This is a genomic window from Flavobacteriales bacterium, assembly GCA_025210295.1.
Lineage (GTDB): Bacteria > Bacteroidota > Bacteroidia > Flavobacteriales_D > Parvicellaceae > S010-51.
The window spans coordinates 61,199-77,571 of record JAOASC010000016.1 but is presented as its reverse complement, the minus strand read 5'-3'; the positions used below and the strand labels follow the sequence as shown (position 1 = coordinate 77,571).

Here is a 16,373-nt window from a genome sequence, read left to right as displayed (position 1 = left end):
TTGATGATATAGAAATATTTAAATCTGGTTAATTAACTTTAGGACATTAAATTTAGACGACCAACAAATGAAAAAGTTTCAATTAGGAGTATGTATGCCAGGAGCAGTTACGTCTGGTGCATATACAGCAGGAGCAATCGATTATATTATAGAAGTATTGAATCAATGGGAGGTTCAAAAAGATAACGAAAATATTCCTAATCCTTATATTGAACTTTCTACCGTAGGAGGGACTTCAGCAGGAGGGATGTCGTCTATCATGCTTTTGCTACAATTATTTGGTAAGCAAGAATTGTTGTATGATGCATGGGTTAACCTGGATGATGATAATAACCAAAAGACCTTGAGTAAGGCGTTAGATAGTACTGATATTACTAAGTTAAAAAGAGTACCGTCTTTATTGAATAGTCAATTCATTGATAACATTACAAAAAGGGCTTTTGAATTGTCTGGAAATTTTCAAGAGTCAGTAATGGGATTACCACCATATCTATCAAAGGATTTCAGCGTAATATTATCTCATGCTTTACTCAATGGTGTTCCGTTGAGTTTAGATTTGGGGTCAGAATATACGAGTTACAGAAGAGTTAAAAGTGAAGATAAGACAGAAGAAGATGATGTTGAATCATTAGATTATGTAACCTATGAACACAGCTTTTTCTCATTCTTCAACATTAATAAAAATCATTCACATTCCAAACAAAATAAAACTTCAGCTTACATTTGGTTTAACCCCTTCCTTGAAGAAAGTGTTGAAAAAATAAAAGTTGCAACCCAAGCGACTGGAGCTTTCCCTATTGGATTAAGTCCAAGAATGTTTAGTAATGAATTATTCTCAAAGGATTTGGTGTTAGCCTCAGTAAAAAAAAGTATCCTTAGTCGTTATCAAAATATTAAAATAGGAGAAAAAGCTGTTTTAGCTGAAGATTTAACCGATTGGGAAAATGTCTTTAAACATGTTAATGATCAGTTTGAGTCATTGACCGTTGATGGAGGAGCGATGAATAATGCTCCAATAGGTCAAATTATAGCAGAATTGAGGTCAAAAAGAACAGCAATACATGACAACACTTTTGGGTTGATTCAAATAGACCCTTATCCTAATCGTTATGATACCCAAAAAGATCATTATGCTCCAAGGTGGAAAATGCTGCCCTTTGCACAAGATATCATCACTACTTTATGGGGAGGGAACAAGACAAAAAGAGATGAAATCACCAATCAGAATATAGGTGATTTTGTTATTGGAGAGATTTTTCCTACACAACGTGTCAAAAATGGTAAACCTATTCCAGATGCTAAAGTTTTAGCAACATCAAGCTTAAAAGCTTTTGGTGGGATACTTTCTAGAAAATTTAGAGAACACGATTATCAATTAGGAAGAGAAAATGCCAGAAACTTTTTAAGGTATAAATACTTTTTTCCCGTCAATAAATCAGATGAAGTAGGCATTAATTATGATAATATTCGTTCGATTTGGAACCAATTTCCTCAAGCAAAAGAAAAATTTTTACGTTATCATAAAATCAGTAAAGCAGGGACAACGATTAAGATTCCTGTACTGCCTATTGTTCCAGATATAGCGATCTTGGAGGATGACGACACCTACTTTTCAAAAATAAAAAGGCCTAAAGTATCTTCTACTTTATTAAAACCTTATGAAAAGGAAATTAAGACAAGGATAAGAGCTGTAATTGACCATCTCAACCTGTCTTTAAAAGAAGAAAAAAATACTTCTAAAAATAAGAAATTAATGCGTAAGATTATTAAGATTCTTTATGTAAAGAAAATATATAAGATGCTAAATCAAATGATTATTAAAGATTTAGAAGATCGAGAGTTACTGGATTGAAAAGCCAATAATTAAAACATCATCAGTTTGAGGAGTTAATTTTCTTTGATTTAAACCTCTCCAATTCATAAATGTTTCTTCTATCTTATTGAGGTGATAGTTTGCACCATGTCCATAAGTTTCAAGAAGTAAACGAACAAAATTTGGGTTTTTAAACTTTTTGTTTTTCTCTCCACCAAATTGATCCGTGTAACCATCTGTATACATAAAATAATTCGCTGTTTTAGAAATGGTTATTTTATGGCAGGTAAACTTTTCTTGTTTTAAAGCTCCTCCAATACTAATTCTGTCTCCATGTATTTTAGTTGCTTGGTGATTGTCAATAATTAATAATGGACTTCTAGCTCCAGCAAATAAAATGCTCTGATTTTCCTGATCAATTGTACAAATACTAATATCCATACCATCTTCAACCTTAGAGTTTTCATAGTCTAAATCCTGGTAAAACTTCTCCGCTAATACATTTAAAATTTCATCTGGTTGAGTTATTTTACTATCTGAGACAATCCCTGTCAGAATCCCGTGCCCTTTCATTGTCAGCATACCAGCAGGTACACCATGCCCAGTACAATCACCAACGGCAATGACTGTTTTTCCATCTACATTTCCAAACCAATAAAAATCACCACTTACGACGCTATGAGGTTTAAAAAAGATAAGAGATTCTGGTAATACAGATTTAAGGTTCTCTGTTGGTTGCAACATGGCCCTCTGAATTCGTTCTGCATATCTTATACTTGAAGATAATTCTTTTAATGACTCTTCAAACATGATTTTTTGAGTAGAGAGTATGCGTTGTTTGATTTCGTTGTTGAGTCTTCTTTCTTCTTGTTTGATTCGGTCGGCTAATGTAACGTATTCTTCTAAATGGTAAAAAGCAATATCTTTCTTATCAATTGCTTTATAAATAGAGGCCATCAATTGATGACAAAGTAGCACTTTGTTTTTGGTATTATTGAGAATGCTTAACTCCAAACCTTTTTCGGCGTATTCAATGGCTTTGTCATAAGCTTTTATTTTAAAATAACTTTTTCCTAGAGAAATATAACAACTTACTTTAGCATCATGTTTCTCCAGCTTTTCTCGTATGTTTAAACTCTTTAACTCAAAAGAAATAGCTTCTTGGTAAGCGGAAGAGGCTTGAAGGAAAAGGGCTTTGTCGGAATAATATCGTGATTGATTGACTAAGTTTTTTCCCATAAATAAACGTTGATGAGAAAGGCATTGTTCGGCTTCTCTTAGTTTATTTTTCTTAATAAAAACATTGGTCAAACCACTGTATGTTCTAAATTTTATAGGGTCTGTATCTGTTGTCTTTTTAGCTGTTTTGATCGTGTTCATCAAAAACTCTATCGCTGCTTCATAATCGCCCTCTTCGGTGTGTAGCTCACCAATCTGATAAATGTTTATTAGCCTTACTTTTATAAAAGCAGTGTTATATTCAATCAGTTCATTGGATCTGAGGTGATAAAATAAAGAAAAAGCATGCTCTCCAATACTTCTATAACAAATACCGTTTAAACAATATACAACAGCTTCTGCAACTATATTCTCATCTTTTGCTGTACTAACAAGTGTACCATTTAATTTATCTAAAGCTAAAAAATAATTACCTGAATGGATTAAATCTAATGCTTCAAAAATAGAAATGTAATAACTGAGGTCATTAGTGTGTTCTATTTCTTCAAAAACAGGAACAGCTTTTAAGATTAATTCAGCGATTTCATCTTGTTTAACTTGTAAAAAAAGATCAATAGCAATGGCCAATATCGTGTTGATATTTTCAGGGCTTTCCCTAATCTCTGAAAGTAGTTGTTCTATTTGATCCGTTGGCATGCGAGTAAAACTAGTGGTTAGCAATGAAATTTGAAAGCTTATTGTGTTAAAAATGTTAACAATTTATTTTTTGTCTCTTTTTTTGACGGAAACGAGAAAAAAGTTACAATTAATTTCGAGTTGACCAACCTTCATTGTACCTTGTACTCGTTTTTAGAGAATTAAATAGAATGGAGAGAAAAACCTTGTTTGTTGATGCGATTGTGCCCTTATCAGTTCCCAATCTATACACATACAGAGTTCCTTATGAACTAAATGAGTTTGTTCAACCTGGTGTACGTATTATTGTTCCTTTTGGGCGTAATAAATTGCATACAGCAATAATAAGAAAGGTGCATGAAAATATCCCTCCTTATACCACCAAACTGCTGGACTATATTTTAGATGATATTCCTATTGTTACTGAAATTCAATTAAAATTGTGGGAATGGATAGCTAATTATTATATGTGTAATATTGGTGAGGTAATGACTGCCGCATTACCAAGTAGTTTTAAATTAGCTAGTGAAACAAAAGTCTTACTCAATGATAATTATCAAGAAAGCGAAGCAGTTCAACTTACAGATAATGAGTATATCATTCAAGATGCCTTGTCAATTAGAGGGACTTTAGATCTTGCTGAGATAGCACAAATAATTGATAGAAAAACAGTTTATCCAATTGTTAAGCGTTTAATAGATAAAGGGGTAATCGTTGTTGAAGAGGAAATCAAAGCTGTATACAAACCGAAAAAAGAAAAGTATGTAACCTTACATCATTCAATTCAAGTTGAAGAACAATTACAAGAAATCTTCGACGGGCTAAAACGAGCAGTAAAACAACAAGAACTGTTATTAAAATATCTTCAAGTGAGTAATCATTTTGGGGTGAAAAATGAAGTAAAGAAAGCTGATTTACTGCAAGAGTCAGGAGTGTCCTCTGCGATTATTAAAAGTTTATACGATAAACAAATTCTTCAAGAATATGAGGTTGAAGTAGGTCGATTAAAAAAGTATGAAGGTGATCGAATAGAAGTTAAGCAATTAACCGAAGATCAACATCGAGCATTAAGTGAAATAGAAGCAAGCTTTTTAGAAAAACCGGTTTGTTTGTTACATGGAGTAACAGGAAGTGGTAAAACGGAAGTATACGTAGAATTGATGAATAAATATATTGCTAAAGGACAAACAGTATTGTATTTATTGCCAGAAATAGCCTTAACGACCCAAATTATAACCCGATTAAAAAAGTATTTTGGGGATCGAATAGGAGTTTATCACTCAAAGTTTTCTCCACATGAACGCGTTGAGATTTGGAATGCAGTTCTTAACGATAAATTGCACCAATATGATGTGATTCTAGGCGCTCGTTCAGCGGTGTTTTTACCTTTTAAAAATCTAGGACTAATCATTGTTGATGAAGAACATGAATCATCATTTAAGCAACATGACCCTGCACCAAGGTATAACGCTAGAGATACTGCTGTAATGTTAGCTAGAGCATTTAAATCAGACGTGTTATTAGGCTCTGCTACTCCAGCAATTGAAACCATGTGGAATGCCAGGGAAGGAAATTTTGGCTTAGTAGAAATGAAAAAGCGCTTTGGAGGAGTGCAATTACCCGAAATTCAATGTGCTGATATAGCAAAGGCTAAGCGTAAAAAAGAAATGTATGGTATTTTTTCAGCCTTTTTAATGGAAGAGATGAAAGAAGTACTAAAACGAGGGGAACAAATTATTTTATTCCAGAATAGAAGAGGATATGCTCCCAAATGGATGTGTGAAGATTGTGGTTGGATTCCTATGTGTACACAGTGCGATGTAAGTTTAACTTACCATAAGTATACTCAACTATTGAGTTGTCATTATTGTGGCTATACATTGAGACCGCCCAATAAATGTGGTGCGTGCGGTAGTTCTGATATCAAAATGGTAGGTTTTGGGACCGAAAAAATAGAGGAGGAGTTGGCTGTTCATTTAGGGCCTAAAGTTGTCATTCAACGTATGGACTTAGATACAACACGTTCAAAACATGCTTATCAAAATATCATTAGTGACTTTGAGCAACGTAAAATCAATATATTGGTAGGGACGCAGATGGTCACCAAAGGGTTAGATTTTGATAATGTTTCTTTAGTAGGTGTTTTGAATGCTGATGACATGTTGTTTTATCCAGATTATAGAGCTTTTGAAAGAGCTTATCAATTGATGGCTCAGGTAAGTGGTAGAGCAGGAAGAAACAAGAAGAGAGGGAAAGTAATTATTCAAACACATAACCCGGATCATTGGATTATCCAAAGAGTGATGCAAAATGATTATGAAGGCATGTATACACAAGAATTGTATGAGCGTTCGAACTTTCAATACCCTCCATATTATCGAATTATTCGCCTAACGGTAAGACATCGTGATAAACAAGTTGTCGATGATGCAAGTAATGTTTTTGCTAAGTCTTTAAGAGGGAAATTGGGGAATCGAGTTTTAGGCCCTGAATATGGAGCAATACCGAGAATTAAAAATGTCTACAATAAAGTTGTTACAGTAAAGTATGAACGCCAAGCTTCTACTAAACAAGTGAAAGATTATATCTTGGAAAAAATAGCCGATTTAAGGCAAGTGAACTCCGCTTATAAAGCTGTACGTGTTAAAATTGATGTAGATCCAGTATAAAGAAAATGAGCGTTAAGAATAATTCAATAAGGATACAAGAATTAACTGAAAAAGAAATTCCACTGATCATTCAATATTGGTTAAGATCTTCTCCTGAACACTTAATTGCTATGGGAGTTGACTTAGAAAAGGTACCTACAGAAGAAAAGTTGACTAAATACTTAACTGAACAAATAAGTCTCCCCATTAAAGTTAAGGAGTCCTACGCATTGATTTGGTTGCTGGATGGTAAACCAATTGGCCATTCGAACATTAATGAGATAAACTTTGGGAAAACTGCTAAAATGCATTTACACATTTGGGAAAAAGCCAATAGACAAAAAGGAATTGGGCTTGAATTATTAAAATTATCAATAGCTAACTATTTTCAAAAGTTTAACTTACAAGAATTGATTTGTGAACCCTATGCTTATAATCCTGCGCCAAATAAAACGTTAGAAAAATTAGGTTTTTCATTAATCGAAGAATATAGTACAATTCCAGGCTCAATTAATTTTAGACAAAAAGTAAAACGTTGGCAGTTAACCCAACAAGCTTTTCAAAATATTAAATAAATGATAGAAGGGCTACCATATACTATCAATGCATTGTTTTTATGTACAGCAATTATAACAATTGTATTCTTTCATTTAGCAAATAAAAATGCTAAAAAAGCAGTGTTACTTTTGATTATTGGTAGTTTATTACAATTGCTCATCGCATTTACTGGGTTTTATCACGATACAGATGATTTTCCTCCACATTTCACATTTGTATTGGTTCCATCAACGCTTGCCATTGTTTATGGTTTGTTGCCTAAACAAAAAGAAGCAATAATACAGGGCAGAAACCTTAAAATCAGTACGTTGTCTCATGTTGTTAGAGTCCCTGTTGAAATTTGTTTGTTCTATTTATTTCAATATCAAATGATCCCCGAACTGATGACATTCGAAGGACGAAATTTTGATATTATAGCTGGTTTAACAGCTCCATTGATGAGTTGGTTGTATGCTAAACAGAAAATAGCTAATAAAATATTATTGATTTGGAATTGGATTGGTTTAGGTTTAGTGCTGTTTATTTTAATCAATGGTATTTTATCGGCTGAATTACCATTTCAACAATTTGCCTTTGATCAACCGAATAAAGCATTGGAATATCCTCCGTATGTATTATTGCCTGCTTTAATTGTTCCTGTGGTTGTTTATACTCATATAACGGATATAATAAAATTGCATAGAGCAGTTAAAAAATAAAAGCAAGAAACGGATTTTTTCAAAGGTAATTATACCTTAGATTTGAAACAATGAATGCAGAACAGCAAGATATCAACTACAAGAGAATAGCTAAGGTCATAGCTTATATAAATCAAAACCATCAGCAACAACCTTCTTTAGAAGAGCTAGCAGCTTATGTTAATTTAAGTCCCTATCATTTTCAACGGTTGTTTAAAGAGTGGGTAGGCGTTAGTCCTAAACAATTTTTAAGATATGTCACTCTAAACTATGCTAAATATCTTTTAAAAGAGGAGGCTTTAACCTTATTTGACACTAGCTTTGAATCGGGTTTTTCGAGCACTAGTCGATTGCATGATTTGTTTATCAAAATAGAGGGAATGACTCCTGCAGAATATAAAAATGATGGTCAAAACTTGAAAATTGATTATAGTTTTTTTGAGTCCCAATTTGGATTAATGTTGATAGCTTCTACACATAAAGGTGTTTGTTTTATGCATTTTATCGCTACAAAATTAGAAGGAATAGCATTGCTAAAGCAACATTTTTCAAAAGCTCAATTGCTAGAGCAAGAAACAGTATTTCATCGTAAGGCTAGAGCGATTTATACTCAAGAATGGTCAGAAATAACAGCGCTTAAATTACATTTAAAAGGTTCTGATTTTCAATTAAAGGTTTGGGAATCTCTATTAAAAATACCGCAAGGAGAATTGTCTACCTATCAAAACATTGCTAACGAAATAGAACGTCCTAAAGCTTCAAGAGCTATTGGAACTGCAATTGGGAAAAACCCTGTTGCTTTGTTGATTCCCTGCCACAGAGTAATTCAAACTTCAGGGAAGTTAGGAGGGTATATGTGGGGGCTAACAAGGAAACAAGCTTTATTAGCCTGGGAATTATCAAAAAAACACGAATAATGGATTTGTTTTCTGATGAAAATACCAACCTTTTGCCCTATAATGGGACTGTCAACTATTACGGTAGAATAGTTTCTGTTGAACAAGCTCAACGTTATTATCAATATTTACGCTCAAATATTCCATGGAAAAATGATGAAGCTATATTATTTAACAAACATATTGTTACAGCCAGAAAAGTAGCTTGGTATGGAGACAAAGCGTTTGCTTATCGCTATTCTGGAACGACTAAATATGGGTTGCCATGGACTAAGGAATTACTTGATTTAAAGACGATTGTTGAGCAAAAATTAAATTGTCAATTTAATTCTTGTTTACTCAATCTTTACCCAACTGGAAATGAAGGAATGGCATGGCATAGTGATGATGAAAAAGCATTAGGTAAAAATACAACAATAGCATCCTTAACTTTTGGAGCTCAACGCTATTTTAGTTTTAAACATAAGAAAACCAACGAAAAAGTGAAGCTACTCTTAGAACATGGTAGTTTATTAGTCATGAAAGGTGTTACTCAAACCTATTGGTTGCACCGTTTACCACCTACAACACATGTAAAGTCTCCAAGAATCAATTTGACTTTTAGAACAATTGTGCTGTAATAAAAAATGAATCCAATTTTGTTCTCTAATAAGTTAATTGTATTGTTAGTAATTCCGTATGATGTCTAAACTATTATTTCTAAAATAATAGTAGGTTTGTATCGAATAAATAGCAATTAGTTTTGCTTTGTAAACTTGAAAATAAAACCTAAAAATAAAATGAAAAGACTGATTAATTTAACACTATTTATTAGCTTGTCTATACTCTTGATTACCTCTTGTACTAAAGCTCCAGAGAATATTTCCGTACTTCCGAAAGAAGCTAATTTAGTTACTGTTTATAATATTCCTGAACTCATTAATAAAGGCGACTTGTTTAATGCTAATCAATTGGAAACAGTTCAAAAAGTCAGAAGTCATCGAAAAGATTTAAAAAAGGAAGAAATTAAACTGATTGATCGAATTTTTGAAAAGCCACTTTCAATTGGATTAAACTATGAAAAAGATTGGTTTTCTTTTTATTTGGATGAGGACGAAAACGAAGAACGTTATTTTGGGATGGCACTTAGCGTTATTCAAGAAGAGGCTTTAACTGATTTTATGAATGAATTTTTAGAGGTATCAGGTGCTGCCTATGAAATTAAAGATGCTGGTAACTATAAATATACTTTGACAGATAAACGAACTGCTTTTGCATGGGATAAAGAAAAACTGTTAATTCTAGCTGAGGAAAGTTATCGTGGAGATGAAAAGAGTCTTCAAGCTAAAATGGAATATTTATTTGGTTTAACTCCAGAAAATCAATTGATTAAAGAGGATGGGTTTAAAAGTTTTTACAAGGAAAAAAAAGATATAAGCTTGTGGGTATCTTCAAATTTATTTAAAGACGAAATAGAGTTTAAAGAGTTTGAAGAAGAATATCAAATTATAGCTTCAGATAACTATCTTTCTTTCTATTTAACGTTTGATGAAGGACAAGTAGATTTAGATGCTTCATTTAAAGGGAATCAATCTATTGAAGAGTTAATAGATGAAAACAAGGTTTTAGCTGACAATTTTAATACAGCAATTTTAGCGCACTTTTCTGAGGATAATTTAGGTTTAATTGCTTTGTCGATTAATCCCTCTGAATTATTTGAAAGAATTAAAGACAACAGAATGGTTTCGATGGGGAATATGAGTAAAGTAACACCACAAGAGTTCCTTGAAAATATGGAAGGAAGTATTGCGTTTGTTGTATCTAATATTGAAGGCTCAAATGCTTCGTACGATATCAAACCATCGGTGGCGTTAGTTTTTGATATAAAAGATAAGGAGCTTTTAGAAGAACTAATGTCAATCATACCAGCAGAAGCTTTTGAAGAAAAATCTGGCTATTATCAAATCAAAACTGGAGCTAAGGAAAATGCTTATTTGGCTTTTAATTCTTCAGTATGTTTATTGAGTAACAAAGAAGCAGTTATCAAAGCATTTAAAGCTGGCGAAAGTGTGAGTAATAATCTTGCTGATAGTCCGATAGCTTCAGCTATTGACGATAATGGGTTATACATTAATCTGTTGCTTGATGAAACTAAATTATCAAAGGGAATCAGGGAATCAATTGAACGAGAGCAAACAACTGCTGAAAATGAATTGATGAAAGTATTATTACAATTGTCAGAGTCAATTGATTATAAATTATCAAATAAAAACAAAACCAATCTTAGTTTAAAAATACGAGATAAAGAGCAAAACAGCTTAAAAGTGATTATTCAAACATTAGATGAAAATTTTGATAAGTTAGAAAAACTAGACTAGTCTATTATGGTAGAAAAACCAATTTCAAACTTTATAGAAAAGTATTTTTTACATTTCAATGCTGCAGCATTGGTTGATGCGGCTAAAGGTTATCAGGAACAATTAGAAAAGGGTAATAAAATGCTAGTGTCTTTAGCAGGAGCAATGAGCACAGCAGAACTGGGTAAAATATTTGCCGAAATGATTCGTCAGGATAAAGTTCATTTTATTTCCTGTACTGGAGCTAATTTAGAGGAAGATGTGATGAATTTAGTGGCGCATTCACACTATAAAAGAGTTCCTAATTATAGAGATTTAACTCCACAAGATGAATGGGATTTATTAGAGAAAGGGTTAAATCGTGTAACAGATACTTGTATTCCAGAAGAAGAAGCTTTTAGGAGGCTACAACAGCATATTTATAAGATTTGGAAAGAAGCTGAAGCTAAAGGGGAACGCTATTTCCCTCACGAATTTTTATACCAATTACTATTGTCAGGTGTATTGGAAGAATATTATGAAATTCCATTGAAAGATTCTTGGATGTATGCAGCTGCTGAAAAAAAACTTCCAATTGTAGTTCCTGGGTGGGAAGATTCTACTTTAGGCAATATATTTACCTCTTATGTCATGAAAGGGAAGTTGAAACCCAGTACAATGAAATCTGGAGTAGAGTATATGGCTTATTTAGCAGATTGGTATACTCAAAATTCAAAAACTGGAACAGGCTTTTTTCAAATAGGAGGAGGGATAGCAGGAGATTTTCCAATTTGTGTTGTACCTATGCTTTATCAAGACATGGAATTAACGGATACTCCTTTTTGGAGTTATTTTTGTCAAATTTCAGATTCTACAACAAGTTATGGAAGTTATTCAGGAGCAGTTCCCAATGAAAAGATAACTTGGGGCAAATTGGATCTAGATACCCCTAAGTTTATTATTGAATCAGATGCAACAATCGTGGCTCCTTTGATTTTTGCTTATTTATTAGAAATGTAGTTGGATGAAGATTAAATTGTTGCTGCTTTGTATGGTAACCGTTGATTGGCTTTTTAGTCAGTACAGTGACCCAAATATATCAAAACCAACTACTGGTTATGGTGCTGATGGGACGCATACTGTTGGGACGATTTCATTTGCTAACCCCAACTTTTTAACAAAGAATATTGAAATTCACTATCCAACTGATGTGACTTCCCAAGTACCGACAATTTTCTATAGCCATGCATATGGTGGAAATAATTCAAGTGCAATTGCAGGAATGTTGGAGTTTGTTGCCAAAAAAGGGTATGCAATAGTTTATGTTCCCTATAAAACTGTTGGCTCAACTGTTTCGGAACGTTATACTAACCTTTTAGAAGGCTTTCGAAAAGCAGCTAGAGATTATTCCAATATTATTGATACTACACAAGTTGGTTTTATGGGGCATTCATTTGGAGGTGGAGCCTCTTTTGGAAATGCATACCAATGTTTCACTGAAGATAATTGGGGACAAAATGGTCGGTTTATCTATGCTTTAGCCCAATGGTATTCCTTTAATATTAGTCAAACAGAATTACAAAATTTCCCATCAGATACAAAGTTATTGATTGAAGTTTTTGACGATGATGAAACCAATGACCATCGAATGGCCATCGATATCTTTTCTTCAATAAACATTCCTATAGCAGAAAAAGACTTTTTAACCTTAAAAGGTGATACAATAAATGGATACAGTTACCTTGCAGATCATATTGTTCCTAATACATCCAATGCTTTTGATGCCTACGATTATTATGCATATTATCGTTTTATTGATGCTTTAGCAGATTATACCTTTAATGGAAGTTCTGCGGGAAAAACTGTTGCTCTAGGTAATGGCAGTAGCAATCAAATTACAATGCCAGGAGGTCTAAAAGCCATAGAACAATCTGATTCCCCAATGGTTGTATATCCTGAAAGTAAATATCAGTTTCCTTGTAGTGCTACACAAAACTTAAGAGCAGTATATTGCCAAGGAGCGGTTTCGATTATTGAACAAAAGAATGATTTTACAGTTTATCCCAATCCAGTAAAATCAATTTTACACTTTTCCAAAACTTTGAAAACAGTTCAGGTGTATAGTATTTATGGAATTTTGGTTCAGACCTATCATAACATTATTTCACTAGATGTTTCGAACTATAAGAATGGAGTTTATATTTTTAAATCTCCTGAAACAGCTGTTCCAATTGTCATTAATCATTAAATTAAATTCCAATGAAACCAATAATCTATTTACTTCTGTTAGTTGGATTACTTTCTTGTAATAAGAAAAAGAAACAAGCCCAAATAGATGATGATATTATTACGAGTTATATCGCCAAGTATGGGTTAAATGCTACAAAAACTGAATCTGGACTTTATTATATTATTGACGAAGTTGGAGTAGGAGCGCACCCTACTAATAACTCAACAGTGACCGTTGCTTATAAAGGCTATTTTTCTGATGATTCAGTTTTTGATGAGTCAGATACCACTGGTATTACTTTCTCTCTGACTTCAGTAATAGAAGGTTGGCAAGAAGGAATTCCTTATTTTAAACCTGGAGGAAAAGGAATGCTATTAATTCCATCAGCTTTAGGTTATGGAAGAAACGCTCAACCAGGAGTTCCTGCTAATTCAGTTTTGATTTTTGATGTGCATTTGATAGAATGAGCTATAGAGCACAACTTCCTCTTTTTAAAAGCATATATTCTCCTTTCTTTCGAAACTCAGATAGGGAGACTCCTGTATACTTTTTAAATGTTTTGGACAAATGACTGACGTCAGTAAAGTTCAATTCATCAGCAATTTCGCTAAGTGTGTAATCAGAATTGATTAAACGAATTTCAACGAGTTTAAGTTTAGCTTTAATAATATATTCTCGAAGTGAAATCTTTACTTGTTTTTTAAAATACTCACTAACATAAGTGGGAGACATTAAAAACGTTTCAGCTATACTTTCAATTTTCAAAGAATCATTGTTGTTTATATGATCATTGATATACAATAACATTTGGTTGATTTTACTATCAGTCGCTTGCTGTGGGACTTCATATAACGCCCCTTTTTTTATATTTCGGATAAGTATTTCTAAAATGCTAGACATCAAACTTTTTATTAATGTTATCGAATTCGGCTCATAATTTTTAGCCTCTTCCAAAATCATTATGATCAAACGTTCAATATAACTTTTATCCAAATCACTTTTAATGATATCTCCAGGTAATTGATTATAATTCGAAAGAATATATGAAGCCTCTCTAAACCATTCATCAGTTTCAAAGGTTTGAGAAGTATTCTTAAAAAAATCTGCTGTAAACTTTAGAAATACAAATGAAGTAGGCGATCCAATATTGAAAGAATGACAATTTAAAGGAGGTAATAAAAAGATACTGCCTTTCTGATATTCATAATGATTGTAATTAATACATTGCGTTCCTTCGCCTTCCTTTATTAATACCAGTTCAAAAAAATTATTTTTAGCAGGTCTCTGTTTCCATTCATTGAGTTTGATTTCTTGTATTTCAAAAGGTTTTTTTGTCTCTAAAACTTGCATTTTATATCACTTTAGGGTTTTATTTCCGTCAAAAATAGAATATTAAGTTAAAAGATCACTTCAAAACCTTTTTTTATACATCATTATCCCGTAGATGTACAATTCATACAAGTCTATTACAGCTAACTTTGTAGTATTAAATATTAGAATAATGAATAAAATTATAATCTCTTGCTTTGCTTTAATGATACTATCTTCTTGTTCAAATGAAGAAAAAAGTAACCAGCAAAAAGTTTTAGAAACTCAACCTGTAACTAATGAAGTTAAATTAGCAAAAGATATTCGTTGGGAAATGTTAAATCCAGCCAGAGGAAAAAAAAGTCCATTAGCTGGAACAATATGGGGAAATAGGAAAGGGGCTGAACCTACAGGGTTTTTAGTAAAATTCATTGATGGTTTTTCATCGCCTCCCCATATTCATAATGTGAGTTATCGAGGAATTGTAATAAAAGGTCTTGTTCATAATGATGATTCGTCGGCTCAAGCAATGTGGATGCCAAAGGGCTCTTATTGGACACAGCCAAAAGGACAGCAACACATCACAGCTGCAAAAGGAGAAGAAAACATAGCTTATATCGAAATAGAAAATAGCCCGTATTTAGTTAAGCCTGTAAGTGAAGCTTTCGAATCAAGTGAAAAGCCTATAAATGTCGATATCACCAATCTAGTTTGGTTATCAGAACAAAATCTTTCAAACCTTAAAGGTGCTGCTAAGATTTCATATTTATGGGAAACACATACAAAAGATAGTCTTTATGGTACATTATTAAAGCTTCCTAAAGGATATAATGGAACAATTTATAGTGAGGGTAGTATTTTTAGGGGAGTTGTAATAACTGAAGAATTACAGTATCAGATACCAAATGATTCCATTCAATACCAATTAAAACCAGGTTCAAGTTTTACTTCTAAAGGAATAGCTAGTCATATAATTAATTCAAGTGCTGAAAGTTTAATTTACATCAGAACGAATGGTAATTATAAAGTCTTCTCAAATTAAAATTAAATCATGAAAACAATAACCAAGAATAATGCTCTCGCAAAAACTCGTGAGCTTATATTACCATCGCGTGAAGCTTCACTAAGACGTGAAGCATCTGTCTCACAGTTTTGGAATAGCAATAGAAAATTACTCGAAGAGGCATGGAAAGAATGGGAAATAGAAAACAAAGACAATTTGTTAATTCCAGATGAAACACTTCTTGACTCACAGTTACAGAAAGCGATTAATGAGGCATGGGAAAACCCTGAAAAAGAAAATGCCGTTGCAGATTTATGGGAAGAAATTATCCCTGGAGTTTATGCAGTTCAGTTTTTTGATCCTGAACGTTTAGGAGTATTTCGCAATTATTTAGAAGAACTTGTAAAATCAGAAATTCCTACACGTGCTCCTTATGGAATACAATTAAATCGTTATGGTATGTTACTAGACCCACGTTCTGAAGGATATCTAGCAGATCCTGGTTTTCAAACGTTTTATAACAATATTATAGACCGTTATATGCGTCCAATTGCTCGTTTATTATTAGGTACTTATGGTTACGATAATCAAACCTTTGGGTTTTCAATTCAGTATAATCCTGATAAAGACAAAGATTTACATGCGCATACAGATGCCTCGGCTGCTACCTTAAATATCAACATCAATTTACCAGATGAAGAGTTTACTGGTTCACAGGTTGATTTTTACGATAAAAACACAGACCAAACAATACAAACTAAATTTGAATCGGGTAGGGCTTTCATTCACAGGGGGAATGTGCCTCACGCAACACATCCAATTACCAGTGGTCAACGTAGCAATTTGGTTATGTGGCTTTATGGAGATCACATGCAAATTCCACGAGGAGGTGATAGTAGCTATGGAAACTTAGGTAATAATTTATTAGAGGTAATTAAACCAGAAAACATTACTGCTCAACAACGTTGGAGTTTACCTGAAAGTCCAAAAGATACTTCTGCACCGTTTTAAATTGGGGTAAAATAGAATAAATTGCAATAATTAGCACCTGATTGAAAACTATTCAACACC

Annotated in this window: 14 protein-coding genes; 12 read left to right on the top strand and 2 right to left on the bottom strand. The window is 32.9% G+C overall.

Annotated elements, in window-relative coordinates; translation table 11 throughout:
* Window positions 1-67 precede the first annotated feature (67 nt).
* Window positions 68-1,852: a patatin-like phospholipase family protein gene (locus N4A35_02955; protein MCT4580351.1), complete on the top strand. Its 1,785-nt coding sequence runs from the start codon at window positions 68-70 to the stop codon at window positions 1,850-1,852.
* Here N4A35_02955 and N4A35_02950 read toward each other — a convergent pair.
* Complete coding sequence (locus N4A35_02950; protein MCT4580350.1) at window positions 1,841-3,688, bottom strand: tetratricopeptide repeat protein; 1,848 nt, start codon at window positions 3,686-3,688, stop codon at window positions 1,841-1,843. The genes N4A35_02955 and N4A35_02950 overlap by 12 nt on opposite strands.
* 170 nt (window positions 3,689-3,858) lie before the next feature.
* Between N4A35_02950 and priA the strand changes: the two genes are divergently transcribed.
* From priA to N4A35_02905, 9 genes are all read left to right on the top strand, one after another.
* A complete protein-coding gene (priA, locus tag N4A35_02945; protein MCT4580349.1) occupies window positions 3,859-6,336 on the top strand; it encodes a primosomal protein N' in 2,478 nt (825 codons plus the stop codon).
* Window positions 6,337-6,341: 5 nt separating this feature from the next.
* A complete protein-coding gene (locus N4A35_02940) occupies window positions 6,342-6,890 on the top strand; it encodes a GNAT family N-acetyltransferase (protein ID MCT4580348.1) in 549 nt (182 codons plus the stop codon).
* A complete protein-coding gene (locus N4A35_02935) occupies window positions 6,891-7,571 on the top strand; it encodes a hypothetical protein (GenBank protein ID MCT4580347.1) in 681 nt (226 codons plus the stop codon). It begins immediately after the preceding gene.
* Window positions 7,572-7,621: 50 nt separating this feature from the next.
* Window positions 7,622-8,467: a methylated-DNA--[protein]-cysteine S-methyltransferase gene (locus tag N4A35_02930; GenBank protein MCT4580346.1), complete on the top strand. Its 846-nt coding sequence runs from the start codon at window positions 7,622-7,624 to the stop codon at window positions 8,465-8,467.
* Entirely contained in the window at window positions 8,467-9,066 is a 600-nt protein-coding gene (locus tag N4A35_02925) for an alpha-ketoglutarate-dependent dioxygenase AlkB (GenBank protein ID MCT4580345.1), read from the top strand. The genes N4A35_02930 and N4A35_02925 overlap by 1 nt, the downstream gene beginning before the upstream one ends.
* Before the next feature lie 159 nt (window positions 9,067-9,225).
* Entirely contained in the window at window positions 9,226-10,803 is a 1,578-nt protein-coding gene (locus tag N4A35_02920; protein MCT4580344.1) for a DUF4836 family protein, read from the top strand.
* A 6-nt stretch (window positions 10,804-10,809) separates the two neighbouring features.
* Window positions 10,810-11,781, top strand: a complete 972-nt coding sequence (locus tag N4A35_02915; GenBank protein ID MCT4580343.1) for a deoxyhypusine synthase family protein — start codon at window positions 10,810-10,812, stop codon at window positions 11,779-11,781.
* A 4-nt stretch (window positions 11,782-11,785) separates the two neighbouring features.
* Window positions 11,786-13,009: an alpha/beta hydrolase gene (locus N4A35_02910; protein MCT4580342.1), complete on the top strand. Its 1,224-nt coding sequence runs from the start codon at window positions 11,786-11,788 to the stop codon at window positions 13,007-13,009.
* Window positions 13,010-13,020: 11 nt separating this feature from the next.
* Window positions 13,021-13,458, top strand: coding sequence for an FKBP-type peptidyl-prolyl cis-trans isomerase (locus N4A35_02905; GenBank protein ID MCT4580341.1), 438 nt, complete (start codon window positions 13,021-13,023; stop codon window positions 13,456-13,458).
* Between the two features lies 1 nt (window position 13,459).
* Here the strand turns inward: N4A35_02905 and N4A35_02900 are convergent, their stop codons facing one another.
* Window positions 13,460-14,341 carry an AraC family transcriptional regulator gene (locus N4A35_02900; protein ID MCT4580340.1) on the bottom strand — a complete coding sequence of 294 codons (882 nt, stop codon included), beginning with the start codon at window positions 14,339-14,341 and terminating at the stop codon, window positions 13,460-13,462.
* 151 nt (window positions 14,342-14,492) lie between these two features.
* Between N4A35_02900 and N4A35_02895 the strand changes: the two genes are divergently transcribed.
* Window positions 14,493-15,341, top strand: a complete 849-nt coding sequence (locus N4A35_02895; GenBank protein MCT4580339.1) for a DUF4437 domain-containing protein — start codon at window positions 14,493-14,495, stop codon at window positions 15,339-15,341.
* 9 nt (window positions 15,342-15,350) lie between these two features.
* Window positions 15,351-16,313, top strand: a complete 963-nt coding sequence (locus N4A35_02890) for a 2OG-Fe(II) oxygenase (protein ID MCT4580338.1) — start codon at window positions 15,351-15,353, stop codon at window positions 16,311-16,313.
* Window positions 16,314-16,373: the final 60 nt, after the last annotated feature.